Consider the following 20,479-nt stretch of genomic DNA (forward strand, 5'->3'; position numbering starts at 1 on the left):
GGAGCCGCCATGAAAACCGACACCTTCGACACCCAGGACTTCCTGTTCGACCTCAACGGCTATCTGGTGCTGCCCGGCGCCATCGGTCCCGACCTCCTTGCCGACCTCAACCGCGCCTTCGATGGCTTTCCGGCGCTCGACAGCGGCGACTGGTGGGGCAATGTCCAGCGCCTCGACAATGCCGGCGCGGCGGGCACCGAACTGCACAATATCGTCGAGGCCGGGCCGGCGTTCGAGGCACTGATCGACCATCCCGCCTGGATCGACCGTGTCCGCCGCTATTGCGGGGAGGCCGGGACCTATGCGGAAGGCCTGTTCATCGACGAATGCTTCGCCTCGATCCGGCGCAGCGGCGGCTTTTTCCCGATGCATTCGGGCGGCCAGGACGGTGTCGTCCGCAACCAGTTCCGCTTTGTGAACGGCGCCTTCCGCTGCGCCCAGGTCAACATCCTGGTCGCGCTGACCGACATAAACCCCGGCGACGGCGGCACCCGCGTCATCCCCGGCAGCCACAAGAGCAATATCGCCCACCCCATTTTCAACCGATCCTTCGACGAGCGCCGCGACGCCGAGGACGAAATCATCGAAGGGTCCATCGAGGTGACGCTGAAGGCCGGCGACGCGCTGCTGTTCGTCGACGCCATCGCCCATGGCGCAACGCGGCGGATCAACCCCGGCGACCGCCGCGTCGTCATCTATCGCTATGGCCCCGGCTGGGGGTCGACGCGCTATGGTTTTCGCTATTCGCCCGAGCTGCTCGACCGGCTGACCCCGGCGCGCCGGCGCATTCTGGAGCCCGTGCCGGTGCGCCGGCCCGGCCGATATCCGGCGGTTTGAGTTTGAACCATCGCCGTCGTAGAGCATTTCACCAAGGGGCGCAGCAGGGAGGGCAGCGACATCGTCGACGATACCGACTGGGCCGCCGATCCGTCTAAGGCGCGAAGCGCGCTGGGTCGCAACCTGACGCACGGGTTGCTCGATGCGATCGGCAGGGCGATCGTCGTCGGCCATTACGACGGCAAGGGCTTTCCGGTGGAAGCCGAATTGACCCGCCAGCACGGCGTCAGCCGATCGGTGACGCGCGAGGCCGTCAAGATGCTGACGGCCAAAGGCCTGCTCAGCGCCCGGCCACGGCAGGGTACCATCATCCAGCCGCCGGCGATGTGGAATTTGTTCGATCCGGACGTGCTGCGCTGGCTGCTGGAACGCAAATTCTCGATCGAGTTGTTGCGCCAATTCAACCAGTTGCGTGTTGCCATCGAACCCGAAGCGGCGGCGCTTGCCGCGACCGGCGCCAGCGCGGCCGAGATTGCCGCCATCGGCGCCGGCCTTGACCGCATGGTCGCCGCGGAGGCCGGCAACGACGAACCGCTCGATGCCGATATCGCCTTCCACGTCGCCGTGCTGGAGGCATCGGGCAATGTATTCTACAAGCAATTCCGTGACATGGTGGCGACGGCGCTGCGCACCTCGATCCATTTCACCAACCGCATCAAGGGCCGGTCCGCCAGCATCGACGACCATCGGGCGGTTTATGATGCCATTGTCGCGAACGACAGCGCCGCCGCCCGCACCGCGATGCACCGGCTCATCGGCGACGTGCTGGAACTGATCGAACAAACGGCGCCGCTGTGCAAAGCGGGGTCGATCGGGCTGTTCGGCGCCGGCCGGGCCGGCGAGGGGCGCGACTAGGCCCGCTCCGGAGCTACCGCCGTCGCCCAGGCCGTGATCTTGGCCTCGAGCACCTGCAGCGGCAGGGCGCCGGTATCGAGCACGACGCGATGGAAATCCCGGATGTCGAAGCGCGGCCCCAGCGTTTTCGCCGCGGATTGCCGCAAGCGCTGCAAGGTCAGCTCGCCGATCTTGTAGGCGCAGGCCTGGCCGGGATAGCTGATGTAGCGGTCGATCTCCACGGCGACATCGCGCGGCGCCATCGACGTGTTGTCGAGCATATAGGCGATGGCGCGTTCACGGCTCCAGCGCAGCGCGTGGATGCCGGTATCGACGACGAGCCGCACGGCGCGCAGCATCTCCATGTCGAGATGGCCGAACCACTGCCAGGGGTCGGTGAACATGCCGAGCTCGCGGCCCAGCGATTCGGCGTAAAGCCCCCAGCCTTCGGCATAGGCGGTGTTGGAGCCATAACGCAGCAGCGGCGGCAGCGCGGCATTTTCGCGGACCAGCGTGATCTGGTAATGATGGCCGGGGATGCCCTCGTGCAGGGTCAGCGTCTCCAGCGTCGGGATCGGCCGGGTGCCGAGCATCGACATGTTGAAATAGAGCGTGCCGGGCGTCACGCCGTCAGCGGGACCAGGCCGGTAATAGCCGGTGCCGCGCTGGTCGCCGAGCGCCGGCAGCGGCGCCACCCGGAATGGCGCCCTGGGCCGGTCGTGGAACAGGCGCGGCATGCCCTGCCAGATGCGCGCCTCGATGGCCGCAAAGCGTTCGAGCAGTTCGGCAGGCGTCTTGCAGTAGAATTTGGGGTCGTCGCGGACATGGCCGAACAGCGCCTTCAGGTCGCCGGCGAAGCTGAGTTGCGTTCGTACCGTCTCCATTTCGGCGCGGATGCGGGCGACTTCCGACACGCCGAGCGCGTGGATGGCATCGGCGGTCATGGTCGTCGTCGTGTGCCGGGCAAGTTCGGCGGCATAGAGCGCATCACCATGTTTCATCGCCCAGCGGCCGGGATCGGCAAGCGCCACCGGCAGGTAATCGTCGCGCAGATAGGCCTGCCAGTGCCGATAGCCGGGCAGGACCCGGGTTTCGACGACCTTGCGATAGGCGGCGCTCAGTCGCGCCTTGTCGGCGGCGCTGAAGCCGGCGGGCAGCTGCCGGATGGCGGCAAGGAAGGGGCTGGCATCGAGCGGCTGGGCGATCACGGCATCGACCTGCTTGAGGACGTTCTCGACGATGATGCGCGGCTGCAGGATGCCCGCGGCGCGGCCCTGGCGCAGCCGCGCGATACTGTTGTCGAGATAGCCGGCAAAGCCCTCCAGCCGCTCCAGGCCGGCGCGGTAGTCGTCCGGCGTCACGAACGCCGCGCCGCCACCCGCGACGAAATCGGGAAACTCCACCTGCAGTCCGAACGACGGGTTGAGCGGCGCCTTGCCGGCGATGGCGAACAGGCCGCCGTCGATATAGGCCAGCGTCTGCCGGGTCTGGTAGGCGAAGACGTCCCAGGCGATGGTGTCGGCCGGATTCAGCCGGGCACGGTCGATGCTTTCCAGTGTGGCGAGCTCACGGCGCTTGTTGGCCAGCAGCCTTGCCGCATAAAGGTCGCTGGTCGGATCGACGAACGCCGGGCTGCCGGCGGGACGCGCCGTGCCCGGCTCCCCGGTCGGGTCGAGCGCCGCATCGGCGGCGGCGCTGGCGTCGAGCAGGGTGCGCAGCCGGACGGCCGGATCGGTTTCGGCGCCGATCGCCGGCATCGCGGTGCCCGCGGCCAGCAGGCCCAGTGTGGTGCGGCGCGAAACCCTCATGCGCCGGCGGCCCAGCGATCGACGGCGCCGACCAGGGTCTGCATCGGCATCGGGCCGCCGAGCAGTACGACATCATGAAAGCCGCGAATGTCGAAGCGGCTGCCCATGCGCTTGCGGGCCGCTTCGCGGCTGGCGACGATCTGCGTCTGCCCGACCTTGAAGCTGCACGCCTGGCCCGGATAGACACAATAACGATCGATCTCGCGCTGCGCCGGGATCGGGCTTTCGCCGGCGTTGGCGACCATCCATGCGACGGCTTCGGCCCGGGTCCAGCGTTTGTAGTGGATGCCGGTGTCGACGACGATGCGCGCGGCGCGAAACAGCATCGATTGCAGGTAACCGATGCGGCCGACGGGATCGGTGTCGTAGCAGCCCATCTCGTCGGCGAGCTGCTCGGCATAGAGCGCCCAGCCTTCGGTATAGGCCGAAAAGCGCACCAGCCGCCGGAATGACGACAGCTCGCCGGCGGAATCGACCGCGCCGGCCTGGAAGTGATGGCCCGGGATCCCCTCGTGGTGGGCCAGTGTCGGCAGGCGCCAGTCCGGCTGTTCGGCAGTCGAGCGCAGGTTGATGACGAAATTGCCGCCTTCGCCCTTGCCGCCGCCGCTGTAGAAGGCGCCGGGGGAGCCGGCCTCGACCGCGACGCCCATGCGCTTGACGCCGAGCGGGGCGACCGGGATGGCGCTGAACATGCGCGGCAGCCGGCCGCGGGTGTCGTCGAGGATGGTCCTGAGATCGGCGAGGATGGCGGCGCGGCCGGCGTCGTCATCGGGCTTCTGGAAGCGCTTGTCGTCATTCAGCGCGGCGATGCGGGCGCCGACCGATCCCGATGCATGGCCCTGGGCCCTGAGGCTGGTATCGAGCGCGGCGGTATAGTCGGCGACCTGCGCCAGGCCGATGCGGTGCAGTTCCGCCGGGGTCAGGTCGGTCGTCGTGTTGGCGCGCACCGCCGCCGCGTAATAGGCCTCGCCATCCGGCAGCCGCCACGCACCCGCGGTATCGACCGCACGCGGCCGCAGGGCCTGGAGCGCGGCGATCTGACGGGACAGCGCCGGCGCCACCTGCCGGCGGAATGCCTCGATAGCACGATCCGCCGGAAAGTTCGCCCCGCCACGCTGCACGGCCGGCGCGATCAGCGCCGATGCCGCCGGGTCGGCGTCTCGCACGGCGGCGATCTGGGCGGTCGTGCGAGCGATGACGAACTCGGGCGGGACCACGCCGATGCCGGCATCATGGACGATGTGTGCCGTTTCCTGGTCGAGCGCGGTGGCAAGATTTGCCAGGCTGGCGAAATAGGCGTCGCGGCCGGCAGGCGTGTTCACCGTCCGGCGGCCGCCGATACCGTCGGGCAGCCAGTAATAAGCGCCGTTCATCTGGTTGACGACATAGGGGCTGGGCCGCAGGTCGATGTCGACAAAGCCATAGCGGCCGAGCATGTCGTCGAGCGTTGCATGGACGAAATGCGCGACGTCGAGATCATCGCGCGACCGCGCCGACAAGGCATTGCGATCAAAGGTTGCCAGCCCCGCCAGCGCCTGTCGTGCCGCGGCGCGAGCGGTGGCCATCCTCGCCAGCGAGCGATTGCCCAGCCGGCCGCTGTCGTCGCTGTCGGTATCGGGGTAGCGCTGTTGCAGGTCATCGGCCTGGCGCTGCAAAAGGACCGCCAGCCGGTCATCGGCGCCGGTTGCCGCGACGACCGGGCCTGCGGCCGCCGCGAAGGCAGCCACGCCAGCGCGGGCGAGCAGGGAACGGCGGTCGATCATGCTGGAGTTTCCTTGGTGACGTGACCGAAGGCGCCGATTTGGACCGCGTCGTCAACGGCAATTGTCGCATCGGGGCGTCGGCCTGCGGACGGCATTGCGGCAACGAACATGCTGGCGAGGTGGTCGGCGCGCGGTTGCGGGGCCGGGCATCATTGCTGTCGACGGCGTACCCGCCGCACCATCGGCGCCCTGCGTCACCGCTGTCCGACATCTGCCGATCGAAATGGAACGCCTGGATGCTGCGGAATCCCATGGCAACGCGGTGTCGATGCCGAAAAGTGTCGGTATGGTTTACACTTCACTGACAAACTCGCTGCCGAAACAAATTTTATCAGTGTGTTAGCACTTGGCCCGCTTTTTGCATACTTGCAAGATATTGCATTCACACAGGGGGAAACACATAATGAAGAAGTTCTTGACGGCTGCTCTGATGCTTGGGGCCGCTTCCGCCGCGCAGGCCGCAGCGATCCTCGACAACGGCACGATCATGATCGGTGTCGGCGACTACGGCCAGCTCAACGTGTCGGGCGGTCCGTCAAGCCCGGTCGAAGGCACCACCGCGGTCGGCCTGCGCGACCTGCGCACCGGCTATGAAGCTACCTCGCATGGTTGCCAGTGCGAAGGCTGGGGCGTTTCGGTCAACGGTCTTTCCGGCGGTGCCAACAATTCGACCGACGGCAGCCCGTTCGGTGCGTTGTCGCTGTCGAGCTTCAGCTTCGGCGGCACCGGGACATCGCCCTTTTCGGCTGGTTCCAACGCCACGTCGGTGACCACGCTGGGCGGCGCGCTGCGCATCACCCACACCTTCACGCCTTCGGTTAACTCCAACCTGTTCCAGGTCAACGTCAACATCGAGAACATCAGCGGCGAAGCGACGACGAACCTGCTTTACCGCCGGGCGTTCGACTGGGACATCGAACCGACCGCATTCAACGAATACTCGACGATCCAGGGCACCGCCCTGGCGGCCAACGTGATCCTCGCCAACGACAATGGCTTCTGCAGCAGCAACCCGCTCGCGGGCTGCTCGGGCAGCTTTTCGGGTGACTTCATCGACGCCGGCCCGACCGACCACGGCGCCGTGTTCGGCTTCGATTTCGGCGCGCTGGCAGCCGGTGGCAGCTACAGCTTCAACATCTACTACGGTGCGGCACCGACCGAAGCAGCGGCGCTGTCATCGCTTGGTGCCGTCGGCGGGCAGATCTATTCGTTCGGCCAGGCGTCGAACGACCGGACCGGCGGCAATGGCTCGACCTTCATCTTCGGGTTCGATGGTGTCGGCGGCGTGGTCGTCAACCCGGGCGTTCCCGAGCCGGGCATCTGGGCCCAGCTGATCGTCGGCTTCGGCCTCGCCGGCGTGGCTGCACGTCGCCGTCGCCGGGCAACGGTCGCCGCCTGACCTGCCAGGCTCGGTATCTGCGAACGGCCGCCTTCGGGCGGCCGTTTTCGTTTGGGGCTTCGGCGCCAGCCAAGCCGGTGATCGCGGTTTCAGCAGCGGCGACCCTGGCGACTTGGGGCTGTTCAAAATTGATGCTGTCGATCGCCGGACTGCTATATATCGTCCGATTGATCCGGGCTGGGCTTGCCTTTCGACCTGGAGCCTCGCGCCGGGATTTCAGGAGTGACTATTTGCCGGCCGGGGGATCAGCGATGAAGGCCATAGCGACAGCCCAGGCCAACTTGTCATTATCGATTGGCGATTGGTTCGATCCGGTGCGCAACACGCGCGCCATTGCCAGCGGCCGGGCAAGCCGGTGACGTTGTCATCGGGCGAAGTTCAGGCCCCGCTGTCGCCGGCACAGGTGCGTGCGGCGATGCTGCGCGACGGGCCGGTCCTGCCGACACTCGTGCGCTTTGCCCTGCCGAACCTGATCGCGCTGTGTTCGGCGACGATCGTATCGATTGCAGAGACAGCTTATGTCGGATCGCTGGGCGTGGCATCGCTCAGCGGGATCGCGCTCGCCTTTCCGATCTTCATGCTCATGCAGATGCTGTCCGCCGGCGCGATGGGCGGTACCGTCTCGGGTGCGCTCAGTCGCGCGTTGGGGCGAGGCGATCGCGATCATGCACTGGCGCTGGCGTTGTGCTCCCTGGCGATCGGGCTGGCGCTGGGCCTGTGCTTCACCTTGGCGGTCCTTGCGCTTGGTCCGTCAGCTTATCGTGGGCTTGGTGGGGCAGGCCAGGTGCTGGACGAGGCGGTCGCCTATTCCGAGGTGGCGGCGCTTGCCATCGCCGGGATCTGGCTGACCAACATGCTCGCGTCGATAGCGCGTGGTGCGGGTAATATGGTCGTCCCGGCGTGCATCCAGCTGGCCGCCGGCGTCGTGCAGGTCGTGATCGGCGGCGCCTTCGGATTGGGCCTGGGGCCGTTCCCGCGACTTGGCATGGCGGGTGTTGCCGTCGGCCAACTCGTCGCCTTTTCCGGGGCGGCGCTTGTCCTGTTTCTTTATCTTCGTTCTGCACGGTCGCCGCTGCGCCTGCAGTGGCAGCCCGGGCTGCTTGGCCTGAGGCACGTGCGTGAGATCATGCGGGTCGGGGCCGTCGCCATGCTGTCGCCTGTGTTGTCGGTCTCGACCATTCTCACACTGACCGCGCTGGTGGCGGCGTTCGGCCCGGAGGCGCTCGCCGGCTATGGCATCGGTGTCCGGCTCGAGTTTCTGCTCATACCGATCGCCTTCTCGGTGGGGGTCGCCAGCGTGCCGATGGTCGGGACCGCGATCGGTGCCGGCAACATCGTGCGCGCGCGCCATATCGCCTGGGTCGCCGGTGGCCTCGCATTTGCGGCATTGGCAGCCATCGGGCTGGTCAGCGTCATCGCGCCCGGTGTCTGGGTCGACATGTTGACCAGCGACCCGGGCGTACGCGCGGCGGCCTATGACTATCTGCGCATCGCGGGATTTGCGTTCGGCTTCTTCGGATTGGGGCTATGCCTTTATTTCGCGTCCCAAGGTGCCGGCCGTGTCGGCGGAGCGATCGCGGCACAGGCGGTCCGCCTGGTCATCGTCATCGTCGGTGGCTTGGCCGTCCTGCAAATGCACGGGCCGCTGTGGGCGATATTCGCGCTGTCTGCGATCGCCATGACGGTCATGGGCCTTGGCACCGCGATGTTCGTGAAGCTGGCGCGATGGTGAGCCATGGCTGGAGACCATGAAACGGGCGCCGCAGACGACCGGCAGCACCGCCGCCGGCTGCACGATCAAAACCATGAGCGCAGTCCAATCAGGATGCTCCAGCCGGCGACGTCGTCTCCGGCCTCTCGCGAGAAGCGGGCGGTCCCGCCAATGGCGCTTTCATATTGCACGCCGATGTACGGCGCGAACTCGCGCTTGATCTCGTAGCGCAGGCGCACTCCCGCCTCGACCGTCGACAGGCCGGCTCCCGTTCCGCGTTCGGGGATGTCCTGGGCGCTGAGGTCGATCTCGACACGCGGTTGCAGGATCAGCCAGTTGGTCAGGCGCTGATCATATTCAGCCTCGACGCGCGCCGTCAGCTCGCCCTTGCTGGAAAGAAAGGCGGCAGCGTCCACCTCGAACCAGTAAGGCGCCAGCCCCTGCACGCCGACGACGAGCTGAGTGCGGTCCGGGCGCCGGCCGGCCTCGTGGCGAACCCCCGTCTGGAGGTTCCACCACGGACCGATGGCGCGGCTGAACAACGCCTGGACTTCTGCTGCGTGCAGGTTTGCGCCGAACGCTCCTTCGCCTTCGGTCTTGATCCACAAGCGGTTGTAATCGCCGCCGTACCATCCTTCCCAGTCCCAGGCATAGCCGTCGCGGCCATCGACAATGCGGAGTTCGGAGCGGTCGAGCAGCAGCATCGTGCCACGATAGCCGCCGTGCTCGCCGATGAGCCGCGTGGCACGTTTCTGCGCCATCAAGGCCGGGTCGAAAACAGTGTCGGCAGCATGCTCGGGACCGGCAAGGGCGGCGGCCGGCGGCGGCGCCACAGGTGGTGCGGCGGTTGCCGACGGCAGGTTGGTCCTGGGCGTACAATGTCCCATTTCCGCATACTCGGGCGGGCAATCGGGGTCGGCTGTCGCCGGGCCGGCAGGGGCCACCGCGGGTGCCGCGTGGCCGGCATGCTGCGCAGCGACAGGCGCCGCCAGCGACAGCAACGCGCCGACGATCGGGATGGGCGTCAACCCTTTTCGCCCGGCGCGTCCATCGGGCGGACCTTGACGATATTCATCATGCCGGCGTGCATGTGGTAGAGAAGATGGCAGTGGAAGGCCCAGTCGCCGGGGGCATCTGCAGTCAGGTCAAAGCTTGCCTTGCCGCCAGGCATGACGTTGACGGTGTGCTTGACCGGGTGGCCGTGGTCCTTGCCCGTCACCAGCTCGAAGAAGTGCCCGTGGATATGGATCGGGTGGTTCATCATCGAATTGTTGATCAGGTTGACCCGCACTCTTTCGTTGCGTTCGAAGCGGATGGGTTCGAGCCCTTCGTTGAGCTTGCGGCCATCGAAGCCCCACATGAAGCGTTCCATGTTACCGGTCAGGTGGATATCCACGCTGCGCGTCGGGGCCCTTGTGTCATGGAAGGGCACCAGCGGCGCCAGGTCGTGGTAGGTCAGCACCCGGTGCGGTTCGGACTCGAGGCCCAGCGGCCGGTCGCCGGTGCGGTCGACCGGCATCGCCGCGATCATGTCGACCCCGACCCCGACCTTGACGGTCGGCGGCACCAGCGACTCGTCGCGCATGACGTGCTTCATCGGCGCGGCGGGGGCTCCTGGCGTGCAGTGTCCCATGGCGGCATGCTCGGGTGGGCACGCCGCATCGGCGGCTGCCGGGCCATGCCCCATCGCGCCATGATCCATCCCGCCCATACCCATGTCGCGCATGCTCAGCGTTGGGCGCGGGCGCAGCAGCGGCAGCGCCGCGACCATTCCCGGACGCGGCGCCAACGTGGCGCGGACCAGGCCCGAACGGTCGATCGATTCCGCCACCAGCGCAAATGCGCGGTCTTCGCGGGGGGTGACGATCGCATCATAGGTTTCGGCGACCGAAATCTGGAATTCATCGGTTTCGACCGGCCGCACCGGATTGCCGTCGGCGGCGACGATCGTCATCGGCAGGCCGGGAATGCGGACGTTGAAGATCGACATTGCCGACGCGTTGATGATGCGCAGCCGCACGCGCTCGCCGGGGCGGAACAGCCCGGTCCAGTTCTCCGCGGTGCCATGGCCGTTGACGAGATAGCTGTAGGTCCGTGCCGTCATGTCGGCGATGTCGGTCGGGTCCATTCGCATCCGGCCCCAGGCGACTCGCTCGGCGGGCGCCATCCCGTTCTCGGTGCCGCGGCCGAACAGTGCCTGCTTCTGACGGTTAAAATAGCCGCCTTCCTTCTTGGCCTTGTCGAGCAGCTGGTGCGGGTGGTTGAACGTCCAGTCCGACAGCACGATGACATGTTCGCGGTCATAGGGCGCGGGCTCCGCGCCCGCGGGGTCGATGACCAGCGGGCCGTAATGCCCCATCTGTTCCTGCAGCCCCGAATGCGAGTGATACCAGTAAGTGCCGGACTGCTTGACCGGGAATTCGTAGGTGAAGGTCTGGCCGGGAAAGATGCCCGGAAAGCTGATGCCCGGCACGCCGTCCATGTGGAACGGCAGGATGAGGCCGTGCCAGTGGATCGAGGTGTCCTCGTCGAGCGTGTTCTCGACATGGAGGCGGACGGTCTGACCCTCCTTCAGCCGGATCAGCGGCGCTGGCAGCACGCCGTTGATGGTGATGGCATGACCCTGGCGGCCGCCGACCGAAAACATCGAATGGCCGACCTTGAGGCGGATATCTGCGCCGCTCAGCACCGGCGCGACGCCGGGCGAGCCGGTTTGCGCCCAGGCCGGGAACAGGCTGGACAGGCCGAGCGTCGCGGCGCCTGCCACACTCGCCTGCAACACGTTGCGTCGCCGCAAATTGATTCCCGGCCTCAATGCATGCCTCCCCGCGCCGGTATCCACAGCGCCATGCCGACCATCGCGACAGGCTGCATCGGCGCGCTGTTATCGGGGCGGGTCGTTGCGAGCTGCTGCATGCTGGTCGGTCTAGGCCGCAGTGGAACGCTTGTAAACATACCCCGCAGGGGTATAATGGTCGCATGAGAAGCAGGGCCGCCGGAACAGATCACTCTCGCCAGCTTGCCCGTGTTCGCAGGGTCGAGGGCCAGGTCCGCGGCATTGCCCAGATGATCGAACAGGGTCGATATTGCGTCGACATCCTGACGCAGCTGCAAGCAGCGCGCGCGGCGTTGGCCAGCATCGAGCGTGCCGTGCTGGAAGATCATGCCAACGCCTGCGTCGCCGCGGCCAGCACCGCCGGCGACACGGCGGCGCAGGCTGAGAAGCTGGCGGAACTGACCGCTTTGCTGAAGCGTGCGATGCGTTGAACGGATCGACGTAAACGCCGCGCCGTTAATGTTGGGCAGTGTCTGCGAGCGATCTGTGCCGCCATCTCCGCCGATCTGGCAGGCCGTCGCAAATCTCAGGCGCGTCCGGTCACTACGACGAGCGGGTCGCTGGTCCGACCATCGGCCAGGACATCGATGGTGGTTGCCCCGAATCCGGCTCGGTCAAGGTAAAGCTGGACAAGAGCTGCGTGACCGCTGGTGTCGAGAGCCTGCCAGATCGCCACGGCCTTGGTCGGAAAGCAGCGGTTCGAAAAGCTGACGATGAACGGTGCGCCGGGGGCAAGGGTGCGGCGGACCTCGGCAAACACGGCGACGGGCCGCTGCAGATATTGCACGCCGACGCAGCAAAGGGCGGCATCGAACGATCCGTCCTCGAGCTCCAGCATGGGTTGTCGATTGAGATCCTGGACAAACCAGCGATCGAGCTGCGGATTGGCACTCAGTTCCGCGGCATTCATGCCGTGACCGATCACCGTTTCGAACCGACGGCCCTCGGGCAGATGGCTCACCCAGCTCGACATCAGGTCCAGAATGCGGCCTGTCGGCAGCATGTCGCGATAGAAGCCCGTGAGTGCGGCGACTGCCCGATCATCGATGTGGCTGACCAGTCGCGGCGGCGCATAGAAGGCGAGGTCGTCGCTACCATCCTGCTTGGCAAAGGCACCCGCCGGCAGTTCGGGCAGCTGATCGTCGGTCATGCCTGTTGCCCCAGTTGCGCAAACCATTCGGCGTAGACGGTGTTCTTTGCCATCCGGCGGGTAAGGTCGGGGGCACCGTCCTTCCACCACACCGGGCCGCGCTCGCCAAGCGCCGTCTTGGCGCGGTCGACCGCCGCGCGTGCCGCGGCGAGGGCTGCGGGATGCTTGTGGCGCAATGCAACGCCCACAGCCCGTCGCGCTGCCATCAACTCAGCCACGAGAGCGCTCCGTCGCTCGTCCGGCAGCGACGGATCGGACCGTCGCCACAGCCGGCCGCGGACCACGAAATAGCGCCCGTCAGGCGTCTCTGGACAGGCGCGGGCGGTCATGCGCCCCCGGCGCGGAGCGCCGCCCGGTCGGCAGCTTGCTGCTCGCCACGGTCGGCAGCTTGCCGCTCGCCACGCTCGGCAGCTTGCCGCTCGCCACGGTCGGCAGCTTGCCGCTCGCCACGCTCGGCCATCGGCCATCGGCCCTGGCCAAGCGCCGGGACGACTTTTCCGCCAGCCGATTTCACCGTTTTCATGTTGGCTCCGGTGCGTACACTGTCGAACGTCGTTTGGCGTAACGCATCGCCTTGCACGGAGGTCCGGGTCGATGCTGGCCGGCGTCGATCAGGTCCTCGCCGGCCTTTGGCGCCGGCCGGCATCGACCAGCTGCTCAACCTCTCGAGCAAGGCGCTTGATGCTGGCCGACGTCACGACAGGCCGGTGACCATTGTGGTGCCCCATCGGACAATGCGCCTGCGACGATGTGATCACCGCGGACCAGCACCGCGTCGCTGAAGAGGCGCTGGTCGACGTGCGGCGGCGGCGAACGTGTGCCTGCGGAAGTGTCGGCCGTCGCCGGGATCAGCCAGAGCATGAGGCTGATCCCGGCGATCGCGACGGCGCGACCGATGTGGCCCGCGGCCATGTTCAAAGCCCCAGGATCAGGCTGACCCGGCCGGCGATCGCGGCGCGGCCCTGCTGTTCCTCCGCGCTGAATTCACCGGCGACCCGGAACATCGCATTGCCGCCGATGGCGCGGATTTTTCCGACCCAGCCGTTGGTTCGATCCTCGGGGGTGAGCGTGAAGTCCTGGCTGCCGCCGAAATGCGCCGTGGTGGCGCCGAGACTGCCGCCGATCAGTTGGCGCCGGCCGCCTTCGATCTCGGCACGGAACCAGCTGTCTGCTTCATTGCTGCCAAAGTCGAGACCGGCCGCCAGCGTCGCGGATGCCGCGAGCTCGTCGCTCGTCCGGGCTTTGACGGTCAGGTCAAAGGCCTTGCCGCCGCCGGTTTCGGTGTAGCCGCTCTCGGAGAGCCGGTAGTAATCGATCGCCGCGATGGGGCGCAGCGACAGCCGGCCGAAGCGGGCTTCATAGGCGACGCCGCCCGATGCCGACCACAGCTGGCCGTTCCAGTTGCCGGTCGTCTGGCGCTGCACCGCCTCGCGGCCGATGGCGCCGTCGAACTGGCGCTTGCCCTCGAAATCGACATGCGCGCCCGAGACGCGGGCATTGGCCTGGAAGCCGTTCCAGTCGCCGCGCCAATAGGCGGCGAGCTCATACTGGTTGCTGTGCACGCTGTTATCGGCGCCGCTGTCGGCGTCCGATCCGAACAGCAACCCGGCCGAAACGCCGAAATTGCCGGCGGGCGTGGCGGCCTCGATACCGCCGCCGAGGCCCCAGCCGCTGACGTCGTAGCCCGAGGTGGCGGTCAGATCATTGGATGTGCCCCAGGCCACCTGCTGGACGAAGAAGCGCAGCTTTTCGCCGCCGGCGGTGAGGATGTTGGGGTCGGCGACCATGCGCGCGGTGGCGCGGGAGGCCTGGGTCACCGTCTCGAAGGTTCCGCCGGCATGGTCGGGCAGCATCTGGCGCAGCGTCTTGCCGAAGCGGTCGGCATCGGCGATGTCGAGGAAGGCGCCGGCAACCTTGGCATCGCTGTCGAGCGCCTTGACGACGGCTTCATAGGCCGACGCCTGCGAGCGATTGAGCTTGAGCTCGGTCGCCGACTTGCGTGCCAGGTCGAGCACGACCTCGCCGGGCGCGCCGGCGGCGATGCTGCTCTTGAACATGAACGGCAGTAGCGTGGCGGAGGTGCCGAGATTGGCCGCGCCCGAGAGTGCCCCGGCGCGGACGATGACATATTTGCCTTCGGCGTTGCTGACATTGGCGAGGGTAACGGCGACCTGCGCGCCCTTGTCGAAGCTGGCGGTGCCGGCAACGTCGAAGCGGGTATTGGTCTTGCCGGCCGGATCGATGTTGACGCCGATGACGCCCTCGCTGCCGACGGCGAGTGAGGCGATGGCGACGCTCGACTTGCCGGTCAGCGCCAGTGTGCCGCTGCCGACCGAGACGGCGAGGCCCTGGGCACCGGCGAGGCTGCCGGTGAAGCGGCTGCCGCCGGTGAGGTTCAGCTGGTCGGCGCCGCCGCCGAAATCGGCGTTGCCGGTGAAGCTCGACTTGCCGCCCAGCGCCAGCGTGTCGGCGCCGCTGCCGAAATAGATGTCGCCGGTGATCGATGGCGCTGCGGCCCCTGTGGCGCCGGCGATCTGGCGGACGATGGCGCCGGTGGTGTTGGCGCGCAGGTCGATGGCGATGTTGCGGCCGGCGGCGGCTCCGGTGGCACCGATCACGCCGCTGTTCTCGACGAGCGCGAGGTTGCCAGAGCGGTCGACGATCGCCGTTGCGGCGCCCTCGGCAGCGCTCGCGCCGGCCTTTATCATGCCACTGTTGCGGATGGTGGTGACGGTGGCGCCGCTGTCGACGGCGATGGCGGTGCTGGTCGCCCCCGCCTTGCCGCCACCGCTGGCCTCGATGGTACCGGCGACCCGGACTTCGGGCGCGGTCGCGCCGCTACCGATGCGGACGGCGGTCGCGTTTGAATCGAGCGAGACGGCCTTCACATTGCCGTTGACCGCGATACCGCCGGCGATGGTCACCGCGCCGCCCAGCCCGCCGATGACCAGGCCGCGGGCATCGACCCCCTTGTAGACGCCGCTGCCGGCGACATTGCCGTCGATGACGAAGCCGAAGGTGGAGGCGGCGACCGGCCCGATGGTGATGGCGCGATCGGTGGCGCCGATCTGGACGGCGGCGGCGGCGCCATGGGAGGTGATGGCGGCCGAGCCTTCGCTGGCGTCGGGAATGCCGTCCTTGTCCTCATCGGCTTCCTTGGGGTCGAGGTCGCGCGGCGGCACGGCGAGGATGACGCCGCCGGCGACATTGCCGGCGATGCTCAAGGCCGGGCCGCCCTGCAGCAGGTCGTCGCCGTCGAGCTTGCTGACATCGGCGGGCGCGGTGACCGAGCGATAGCCGGTGGCGACGATGCTGCCCTGGACGACGAGCGCGCCGCCGATGTCGCCATTGAGCGCCGCGCCGGTCGCGCCGAGGCCTTGGGCGGTGATCGCGCCGGCCAGGCGGACATTGCCGCTGACGGCGCCGGCGCTGACGCCGACGCTGCGGTCGCCGGTGACGGTGATGGCGCCGCCGGTCTCTAGCGAGCCGGTCAGCGGCCCGCCGAGCGCGATGCCGGCGGAATCATTGCCCTCGACGGTGATGGTGCCGGTGCTGGCAATGCTGCCGGTGAAGGCGCCGGCGGTGCGGATGCCGGCACGGCGGGTGCCGGTGGCAAAGCTGCCGTCGAGGTCGCCGTCCTTGTCGGTGTCGACGGCAACGTAGGTCTCGTCGATGGTGATGCTGCCGCTGCTGGCGATGGCGCCGCTGGTGCCGGCGAGAGCGAGGATTCCGTTGGCGTTATTGGCGCCGGTAATCTGGATGGCGCCCTGGTTGCTGACCTTGTTGTTGCTGTTGATCGTGACGGCGGTGCCGCTGGTCGGCGCGAGCCCGCCGGCGGCGGTGATGCGGATGTCGTCGGGAGCGCCGGCTTTGATCGTCGCAGTGGTCACGGCATCGGTGCGCTTTGTCTCGATCAGCGTCTCGGTGCGGGCCGGAGCCGACAGCGCGAGCAGGGCAAGGGGGGTCAGGCAGGTCGTCGCGAACAGGATACGCAAGGAAGGATACTCCGCGTCGCCCGGCAGGCGGCGCGGGAGGCGGCCGATTGCGGGGACATGGACGAGACGGAGCCGATCGGCGCCAGCCTTGGCGTTTGATCGCTTCAAGTGGAGACAGCACCGGCCCGCTCCCCCGCCCGGCCACCCAATTCCAGTTTACGCTGTGGGTCCGGCGGGGGAGCGGGCCGGTGCCGACTTCAAACGACAGCGTCAGAAACGCGTGTCGATGCCGATCCGGAAGGTGCGCGGGCGCAGCGGCGTGATCTGGCCGTCGCCGCTGTCGACAAACGGCGTGCCGAGCGCGAAGCGGTTGCCGATGGTGTCGGCGAGATTGGTGATGCCGAAGGTGACGCCGAACCCGGTCCAGCCGAGGCGGGCGGTCAGCGAACTGTCGAAATAGTCGCCCTGCGCCGCGCCGAGGACGGGGCCGATGCCGAGCCGCGAGCTGCCGATATACTGGCCGTTGGCGGCGACATGCAGGTCGATCCGGTCGGACAGGGGGGCGCGGTAATCGATGCCGGCGCGGGCGGCATAGCGCGCGACATTGGGGATCTGCGACATGCGGCCGGTGGCGAAGACGGTGACGAACTGCGGCGCCGGGTCGGTGACGCGGCTGTCGTTGACCGTCAGTCCGAAATCGAGGTGCAGGCCCTCGACCGGGCGCCAGCCGCCACTGACCGCCAGCGAATAGATCTGGCCGTCGCCGATGTTGGCGGTGGTCGGCAGGCCGCCGGCATCGACGAAATCGGCCTGGATATCGCGCCAGCGCGTCGCCGACAGGCTGACCGCCAAGTCGAACCGGTCGCGGCCGGCGGTGCCGTGGCGGGCGCCGATCTCCAGCGTGGTGACGCGGTCGTTGCGGAACCGCCGCACGAAATCGCCGTCGATGGCGAGGCCGCCGGGGCGGAAGCCCTGCTGCATACGGCCGTACAGGATGATGCCAGGCACCGCCGTCGAGGACACGGCGAAGGACGGCAGCAGCCGCGTCTCGGTGCGGTCGGCGGTGATCCCGGCCCGTGCCGCGGCGATCGCCGGCGCGATGTCCTCCCCGGTGCCCGACAGGCGGGCGTGGGTTAGGCGGCCGCCACCGGTGACGGTCAGGCCCTGCAACGGCTCGAAACTCGCCTCGCCGAAGAGCGTCGCCTCGCCGATGCTGTTGGTCACGCCGGTGACCGGCAGTGGCGCCCCCGGCGGCCCGAGCGCGCGGGTGAGCCGGGTGCGGTTGTAGAGCAGGCTGGCGCCTGCCACCCAGCCGAAGCCATCCGCCAGCGGCCGCCAGAGCCGGGTTTCATTGGCGATGAGCAGCGTGTGGTTGGCTTGGGTGAAGATGCGATCCGGGCCGTCCTCGCGGCTGGCGTCGAAGGCCTCGGTCAGCCGCTGGCCGGCGATACCGGTCGACGATAGCAGGCGCAGATCGTCCCATTCCCTCGCGACGACGACATCTGCGAGGCCGTAGCGCGCGTCGAAGCCCTGGGCGAAGCGGCTTTCATGGCTGAGCGGGGGGCCCCCGCGATCGGCATACTGGCTGTCGGCGCCGGCGATCGACTGGGCGGTGACGCCGAAATCGATGGTGCCGCCATCGTCGTTTTCGAGGCGCAGCGTGGCGCGGCCGCCATGGATGCGGGTGCGATTGATGTCGTCGAGCCCGCGGCGAGGGTCGTCGATATAGCCGCCGTCGCTGATGCCATAGCCGACGATGCGCAGCGCGGCCGTCGCGCCGATCCGCAGATTGACCATGCCGCCGATGTCGACGCCGGGGTCGCCATGGGTGGTGGCGGAGACGCCGGCCGACAGGCTGGCCTCCGTCACGCCCGGTCGTGCCGGGTTGCGCACGATCCGGATGATGCCACCCAGCGAGCCGGCGCCGTACAGCGTCGCCTGCGGGCCTTCCAGCACCTCGACCGAGGCGATGTCGTACAGGCGAAGGTCGGGGTCGGGGGCATTGTAGCTCAGCCGGATGTCACCGAAATATTGGCCGACAGTGGCCTGGGTCGGGCCGGTGAAGCTCGAATCGGCGATGCCGCGGATGAACAGCTTGTTGCGCCCGGCGCCGAGATGCGTCGACGAAACGGTGGCGAGGCGCGACAGGATCGCATCGGTGCCGCGCTCACCGCCAAAGGTCAGGTCGACGCCCGACAGCACGGTCGCGGCACCCTGGAAGCGGGTGAGCGGCACGTCGCGCTTGCTGGCGGTGACGACGATCGGGGCATCCTCGACGGGTGCGGCGACCATCGCGGCCCGCACCGGCGCCGCCCGTGCCGCAGCCGGTGCTGCCGCGATCCGCCACGCCTGGCCGCCCAGCGCGGTGATCTGAACATCGGGGCCGAGCAGCCGGCGCAGCGCCTCCCCCACCGATCGTGCGCCCTGTACCGCCGGGACCTGCCGCTGCCACAGCCGGGCATCGACGACGCTGATGCTGGCGCCGGCATTGGCGCCCAGCACCGCCACCGCCTCGGCCAGCGTGCCGCGCGGCACGTCGATCGCACCGGCGGCTGCCGGTGCGGCAAGGAGGGCGGCGAGGGCGGCGGCGATGCCCCTCACGGCGTCGCGGCAGCGAGCCGCCATGTCTTGCCATCCTGCACCACCCGCACGCCGAGCAGCGGCCCGAGGCCCGGCGGCGGCGCAGCCTGGCGGTTGCCCAGGGCAATGACACCGCGGAACGGCCGGCCGGCGATGGCTGGGTCGGCGGTGATGACGAGCCCCAGGTTGCGCGACAGGTCGGCGGCGACTTCGGACAGGGGTGCGCCGTCATAGAACAGCCGGCCCTGCCGCCAGCTGCCCATCGTCGCCGTCGGCGCCTCGGCGACCGTGACCGTGCCGGCGCCGTCGACGGCACGCAGGGTGCGCCCGGCCGGCAGCTGTACGGCGTCGCGGTCGGGGTTGAAGACGACCGCGCCTTCCGATACGGCAACGGTTGTCAGCGGGCCCGACCGCGCGACGTTGAAGACCGTGCCGACATCGAGCAATGTCGCTTCGCCGACAACCACGCGGAACGGCTGGGCCGCGTCGTGGACGACGGTGAACACCACCTCGCCTTGCGCGAGCTCCGCGCGGCGCGGTTCGCGCCGGTCGAACAGCAAACGCGTGCCGCCGTTGAGATCGGCCCGCGTGCCGTCGGCGAGGACGATGGAGCGCGGCATGCCGGCGGGCGTCTTGATGACATAGGGCTCGGGTCGCGATTGCAGCACGGCAAAGCCTGCGGCGGCTGCGACCGAGGCCGCGATCGCCGCGCCAAACCAGCGCCGCGACACCGGTCGGCGTGGCGGCATGATGCTGGCGAGCGGCCTTGCCCGAGCGGGCGCAGCTGGGCGCGGGACCGCCGCCACGACGCGGGCGATGTCGGCATCGGCGACGGCCATCGCCTGATAGGCGTCGGCGTTGGCGGGATCGGCGGCCAGCCAGGCCTCGAACGCCTCCCAGCCCTCGAAATCCGGATCGCGAAGGCGGATCACCCAGTCGAGCGCCGCGTCGTTGTTCATGTCTTGTGTCATGGCACCCTCGACATCAAGACGGAGACGATGCGTTCAAGCCTCATCGAAGCGCCCCTGCAGCTCGATCATCGCACGATAGGCCCGCCGCAGGTCGCTTTCGACCGTGCTGAGGCTGACCCCCATTTCGGCGGCGATGTCGCGCTGGCCGACGCCGTCCAGCCGGTGGCGACGGAAGATCGTCGCAGCGCGATCGCCGAGCGCCGCCAGCGTATCCTCGACCGCCGCCAGTTGTTCGCGCGCGATCAGACCGCGCTCGCCCGATGGCGCCTCCGCCGCGCCCGGCGCCGCAGTGTCGCTGGACTCGGCCCAATCATGCTCGCGCCGTTGGGCCTGCCGTTGGCTGCGATGGCGATCGAGCATCAGGTTGTTGGCGGCGCGGTAGATATAGGACAGCGGCTGGGCGATCGGCCCGATGTCGCTGCGCGACAACTTGAGCCACAATTCCTGCAGCAGGTCCTCGGCGGCGTCGCCCGCACCATGCGCCTGGAGGAACCGAAGCAAGCGCGCGCGGTTGGCGAGCAGCACCGCCTCGAGGCCATCGGCTTCCAATCACGCAACTCCGGTCAGCTCGAACACAAGCGTATCGCTGGCGCGGGCTCCTACGCCGAGATCGCCGCGTCGCGCAACAATCCTGCTTGCTCGAGCAGAAGGTTCC

17 protein-coding genes are annotated in these 20,479 nt (G+C 68.3%); 7 read left to right on the top strand and 10 right to left on the bottom strand.

The features are described from left to right. The first annotated feature begins 9 nt into the window (after nucleotides 1–9). Entirely contained in the window at nucleotides 10–837 is an 828-nt protein-coding gene (locus ACP7AI_RS00200) for a phytanoyl-CoA dioxygenase family protein (protein WP_426162759.1), read from the top strand. 60 nt (nucleotides 838–897) lie between these two features. Beyond that, nucleotides 898–1,692, top strand: coding sequence for a FadR/GntR family transcriptional regulator (locus ACP7AI_RS00205; RefSeq protein WP_426166520.1), 795 nt, complete (start codon nucleotides 898–900; stop codon nucleotides 1,690–1,692). On the opposite strand, the gene ACP7AI_RS00210 is transcribed toward ACP7AI_RS00205, so the two are convergent. Together ACP7AI_RS00210 and ACP7AI_RS00215 are read right to left on the bottom strand one after the other, a co-directional pair. Then, nucleotides 1,689–3,479 carry a DUF885 domain-containing protein gene (locus ACP7AI_RS00210; protein ID WP_426162761.1) on the bottom strand — a complete coding sequence of 597 codons (1,791 nt, stop codon included), beginning with the start codon at nucleotides 3,477–3,479 and terminating at the stop codon, nucleotides 1,689–1,691. The genes ACP7AI_RS00205 and ACP7AI_RS00210 overlap by 4 nt on opposite strands. Continuing rightward, nucleotides 3,476–5,242, bottom strand: a complete 1,767-nt coding sequence (locus ACP7AI_RS00215) for a DUF885 domain-containing protein (RefSeq protein WP_426162763.1) — start codon at nucleotides 5,240–5,242, stop codon at nucleotides 3,476–3,478. The genes ACP7AI_RS00210 and ACP7AI_RS00215 overlap by 4 nt, the downstream gene beginning before the upstream one ends. Nucleotides 5,243–5,645: 403 nt before the next feature. On the opposite strand from ACP7AI_RS00215, the gene ACP7AI_RS00220 reads away from it, so the two are divergent. From ACP7AI_RS00220 to ACP7AI_RS00230, 3 genes are all read left to right on the top strand, one after another. Further along, the gene (locus tag ACP7AI_RS00220) at nucleotides 5,646–6,641 is read left to right on the top strand and encodes a PEPxxWA-CTERM sorting domain-containing protein (RefSeq protein ID WP_426162765.1); all 996 of its coding nucleotides are present in this window, start codon (nucleotides 5,646–5,648) and stop codon (nucleotides 6,639–6,641) included. Between the two features lie 131 nt (nucleotides 6,642–6,772). Continuing rightward, nucleotides 6,773–7,000 (top strand): hypothetical protein, encoded by a 228-nt coding sequence (locus ACP7AI_RS00225; protein WP_426162766.1) that lies wholly within the window; start codon nucleotides 6,773–6,775, stop codon nucleotides 6,998–7,000. Beyond that, nucleotides 6,997–8,373 (top strand): MATE family efflux transporter, encoded by a 1,377-nt coding sequence (locus ACP7AI_RS00230; RefSeq protein WP_426162769.1) that lies wholly within the window; start codon nucleotides 6,997–6,999, stop codon nucleotides 8,371–8,373. The genes ACP7AI_RS00225 and ACP7AI_RS00230 overlap by 4 nt, the downstream gene beginning before the upstream one ends. 65 nt (nucleotides 8,374–8,438) lie before the next feature. On the opposite strand, the gene ACP7AI_RS00235 is transcribed toward ACP7AI_RS00230, so the two are convergent. Next, nucleotides 8,439–9,185, bottom strand: coding sequence for a copper resistance protein B (locus tag ACP7AI_RS00235; protein WP_426162771.1), 747 nt, complete (start codon nucleotides 9,183–9,185; stop codon nucleotides 8,439–8,441). A gap of 191 nt (nucleotides 9,186–9,376) precedes the next feature. Further along, nucleotides 9,377–11,167: a copper resistance system multicopper oxidase gene (locus tag ACP7AI_RS00240; RefSeq protein ID WP_426162772.1), complete on the bottom strand. Its 1,791-nt coding sequence runs from the start codon at nucleotides 11,165–11,167 to the stop codon at nucleotides 9,377–9,379. A gap of 164 nt (nucleotides 11,168–11,331) precedes the next feature. Here ACP7AI_RS00240 and ACP7AI_RS00245 point away from each other — a divergent pair, with 164 nt between their 5' ends. After that, entirely contained in the window at nucleotides 11,332–11,619 is a 288-nt protein-coding gene (locus tag ACP7AI_RS00245) for a metal-sensitive transcriptional regulator (protein WP_426162775.1), read from the top strand. A 95-nt stretch (nucleotides 11,620–11,714) separates the two neighbouring features. On the opposite strand, the gene ACP7AI_RS00250 is transcribed toward ACP7AI_RS00245, so the two are convergent. Both ACP7AI_RS00250 and ACP7AI_RS00255 read right to left on the bottom strand, forming a co-directional pair. Continuing rightward, a complete protein-coding gene (locus tag ACP7AI_RS00250) occupies nucleotides 11,715–12,338 on the bottom strand; it encodes a class I SAM-dependent methyltransferase (protein ID WP_426162778.1) in 624 nt (207 codons plus the stop codon). Beyond that, nucleotides 12,335–12,667 carry a hypothetical protein gene (locus tag ACP7AI_RS00255; protein ID WP_426162780.1) on the bottom strand — a complete coding sequence of 111 codons (333 nt, stop codon included), beginning with the start codon at nucleotides 12,665–12,667 and terminating at the stop codon, nucleotides 12,335–12,337. The genes ACP7AI_RS00250 and ACP7AI_RS00255 overlap by 4 nt, the downstream gene beginning before the upstream one ends. Nucleotides 12,668–12,702: 35 nt before the next feature. Here ACP7AI_RS00255 and ACP7AI_RS00260 point away from each other — a divergent pair, with 35 nt between their 5' ends. Then, nucleotides 12,703–12,903, top strand: coding sequence for a hypothetical protein (locus ACP7AI_RS00260; protein WP_426162782.1), 201 nt, complete (start codon nucleotides 12,703–12,705; stop codon nucleotides 12,901–12,903). A gap of 349 nt (nucleotides 12,904–13,252) precedes the next feature. Here ACP7AI_RS00260 and ACP7AI_RS00265 read toward each other — a convergent pair whose 3' ends face one another. The 4 genes from ACP7AI_RS00265 to ACP7AI_RS00280 form a co-directional block, all read right to left on the bottom strand. Next, nucleotides 13,253–16,333, bottom strand: coding sequence for an autotransporter outer membrane beta-barrel domain-containing protein (locus ACP7AI_RS00265; protein WP_426162784.1), 3,081 nt, complete (start codon nucleotides 16,331–16,333; stop codon nucleotides 13,253–13,255). 210 nt (nucleotides 16,334–16,543) lie between these two features. Further along, on the bottom strand, nucleotides 16,544–18,898 hold the full coding sequence (locus tag ACP7AI_RS00270) for a TonB-dependent receptor (RefSeq protein ID WP_426162787.1): 2,355 nt from the start codon (nucleotides 18,896–18,898) through the stop codon (nucleotides 16,544–16,546). Next, the gene (locus ACP7AI_RS00275) at nucleotides 18,871–19,824 is read right to left on the bottom strand and encodes a FecR family protein (protein ID WP_426162789.1); all 954 of its coding nucleotides are present in this window, start codon (nucleotides 19,822–19,824) and stop codon (nucleotides 18,871–18,873) included. Before ACP7AI_RS00275 ends, ACP7AI_RS00270 begins: the two co-directional genes overlap by 28 nt. 33 nt (nucleotides 19,825–19,857) lie before the next feature. Next, nucleotides 19,858–20,373: an RNA polymerase sigma factor gene (locus ACP7AI_RS00280; protein ID WP_426162792.1), complete on the bottom strand. Its 516-nt coding sequence runs from the start codon at nucleotides 20,371–20,373 to the stop codon at nucleotides 19,858–19,860. Nucleotides 20,374–20,479 lie beyond the last annotated feature (106 nt).

Source organism: Sandarakinorhabdus sp. DWP1-3-1, from assembly GCF_049896705.1.
Taxonomy (GTDB): domain Bacteria; phylum Pseudomonadota; class Alphaproteobacteria; order Sphingomonadales; family Sphingomonadaceae; genus Sandarakinorhabdus.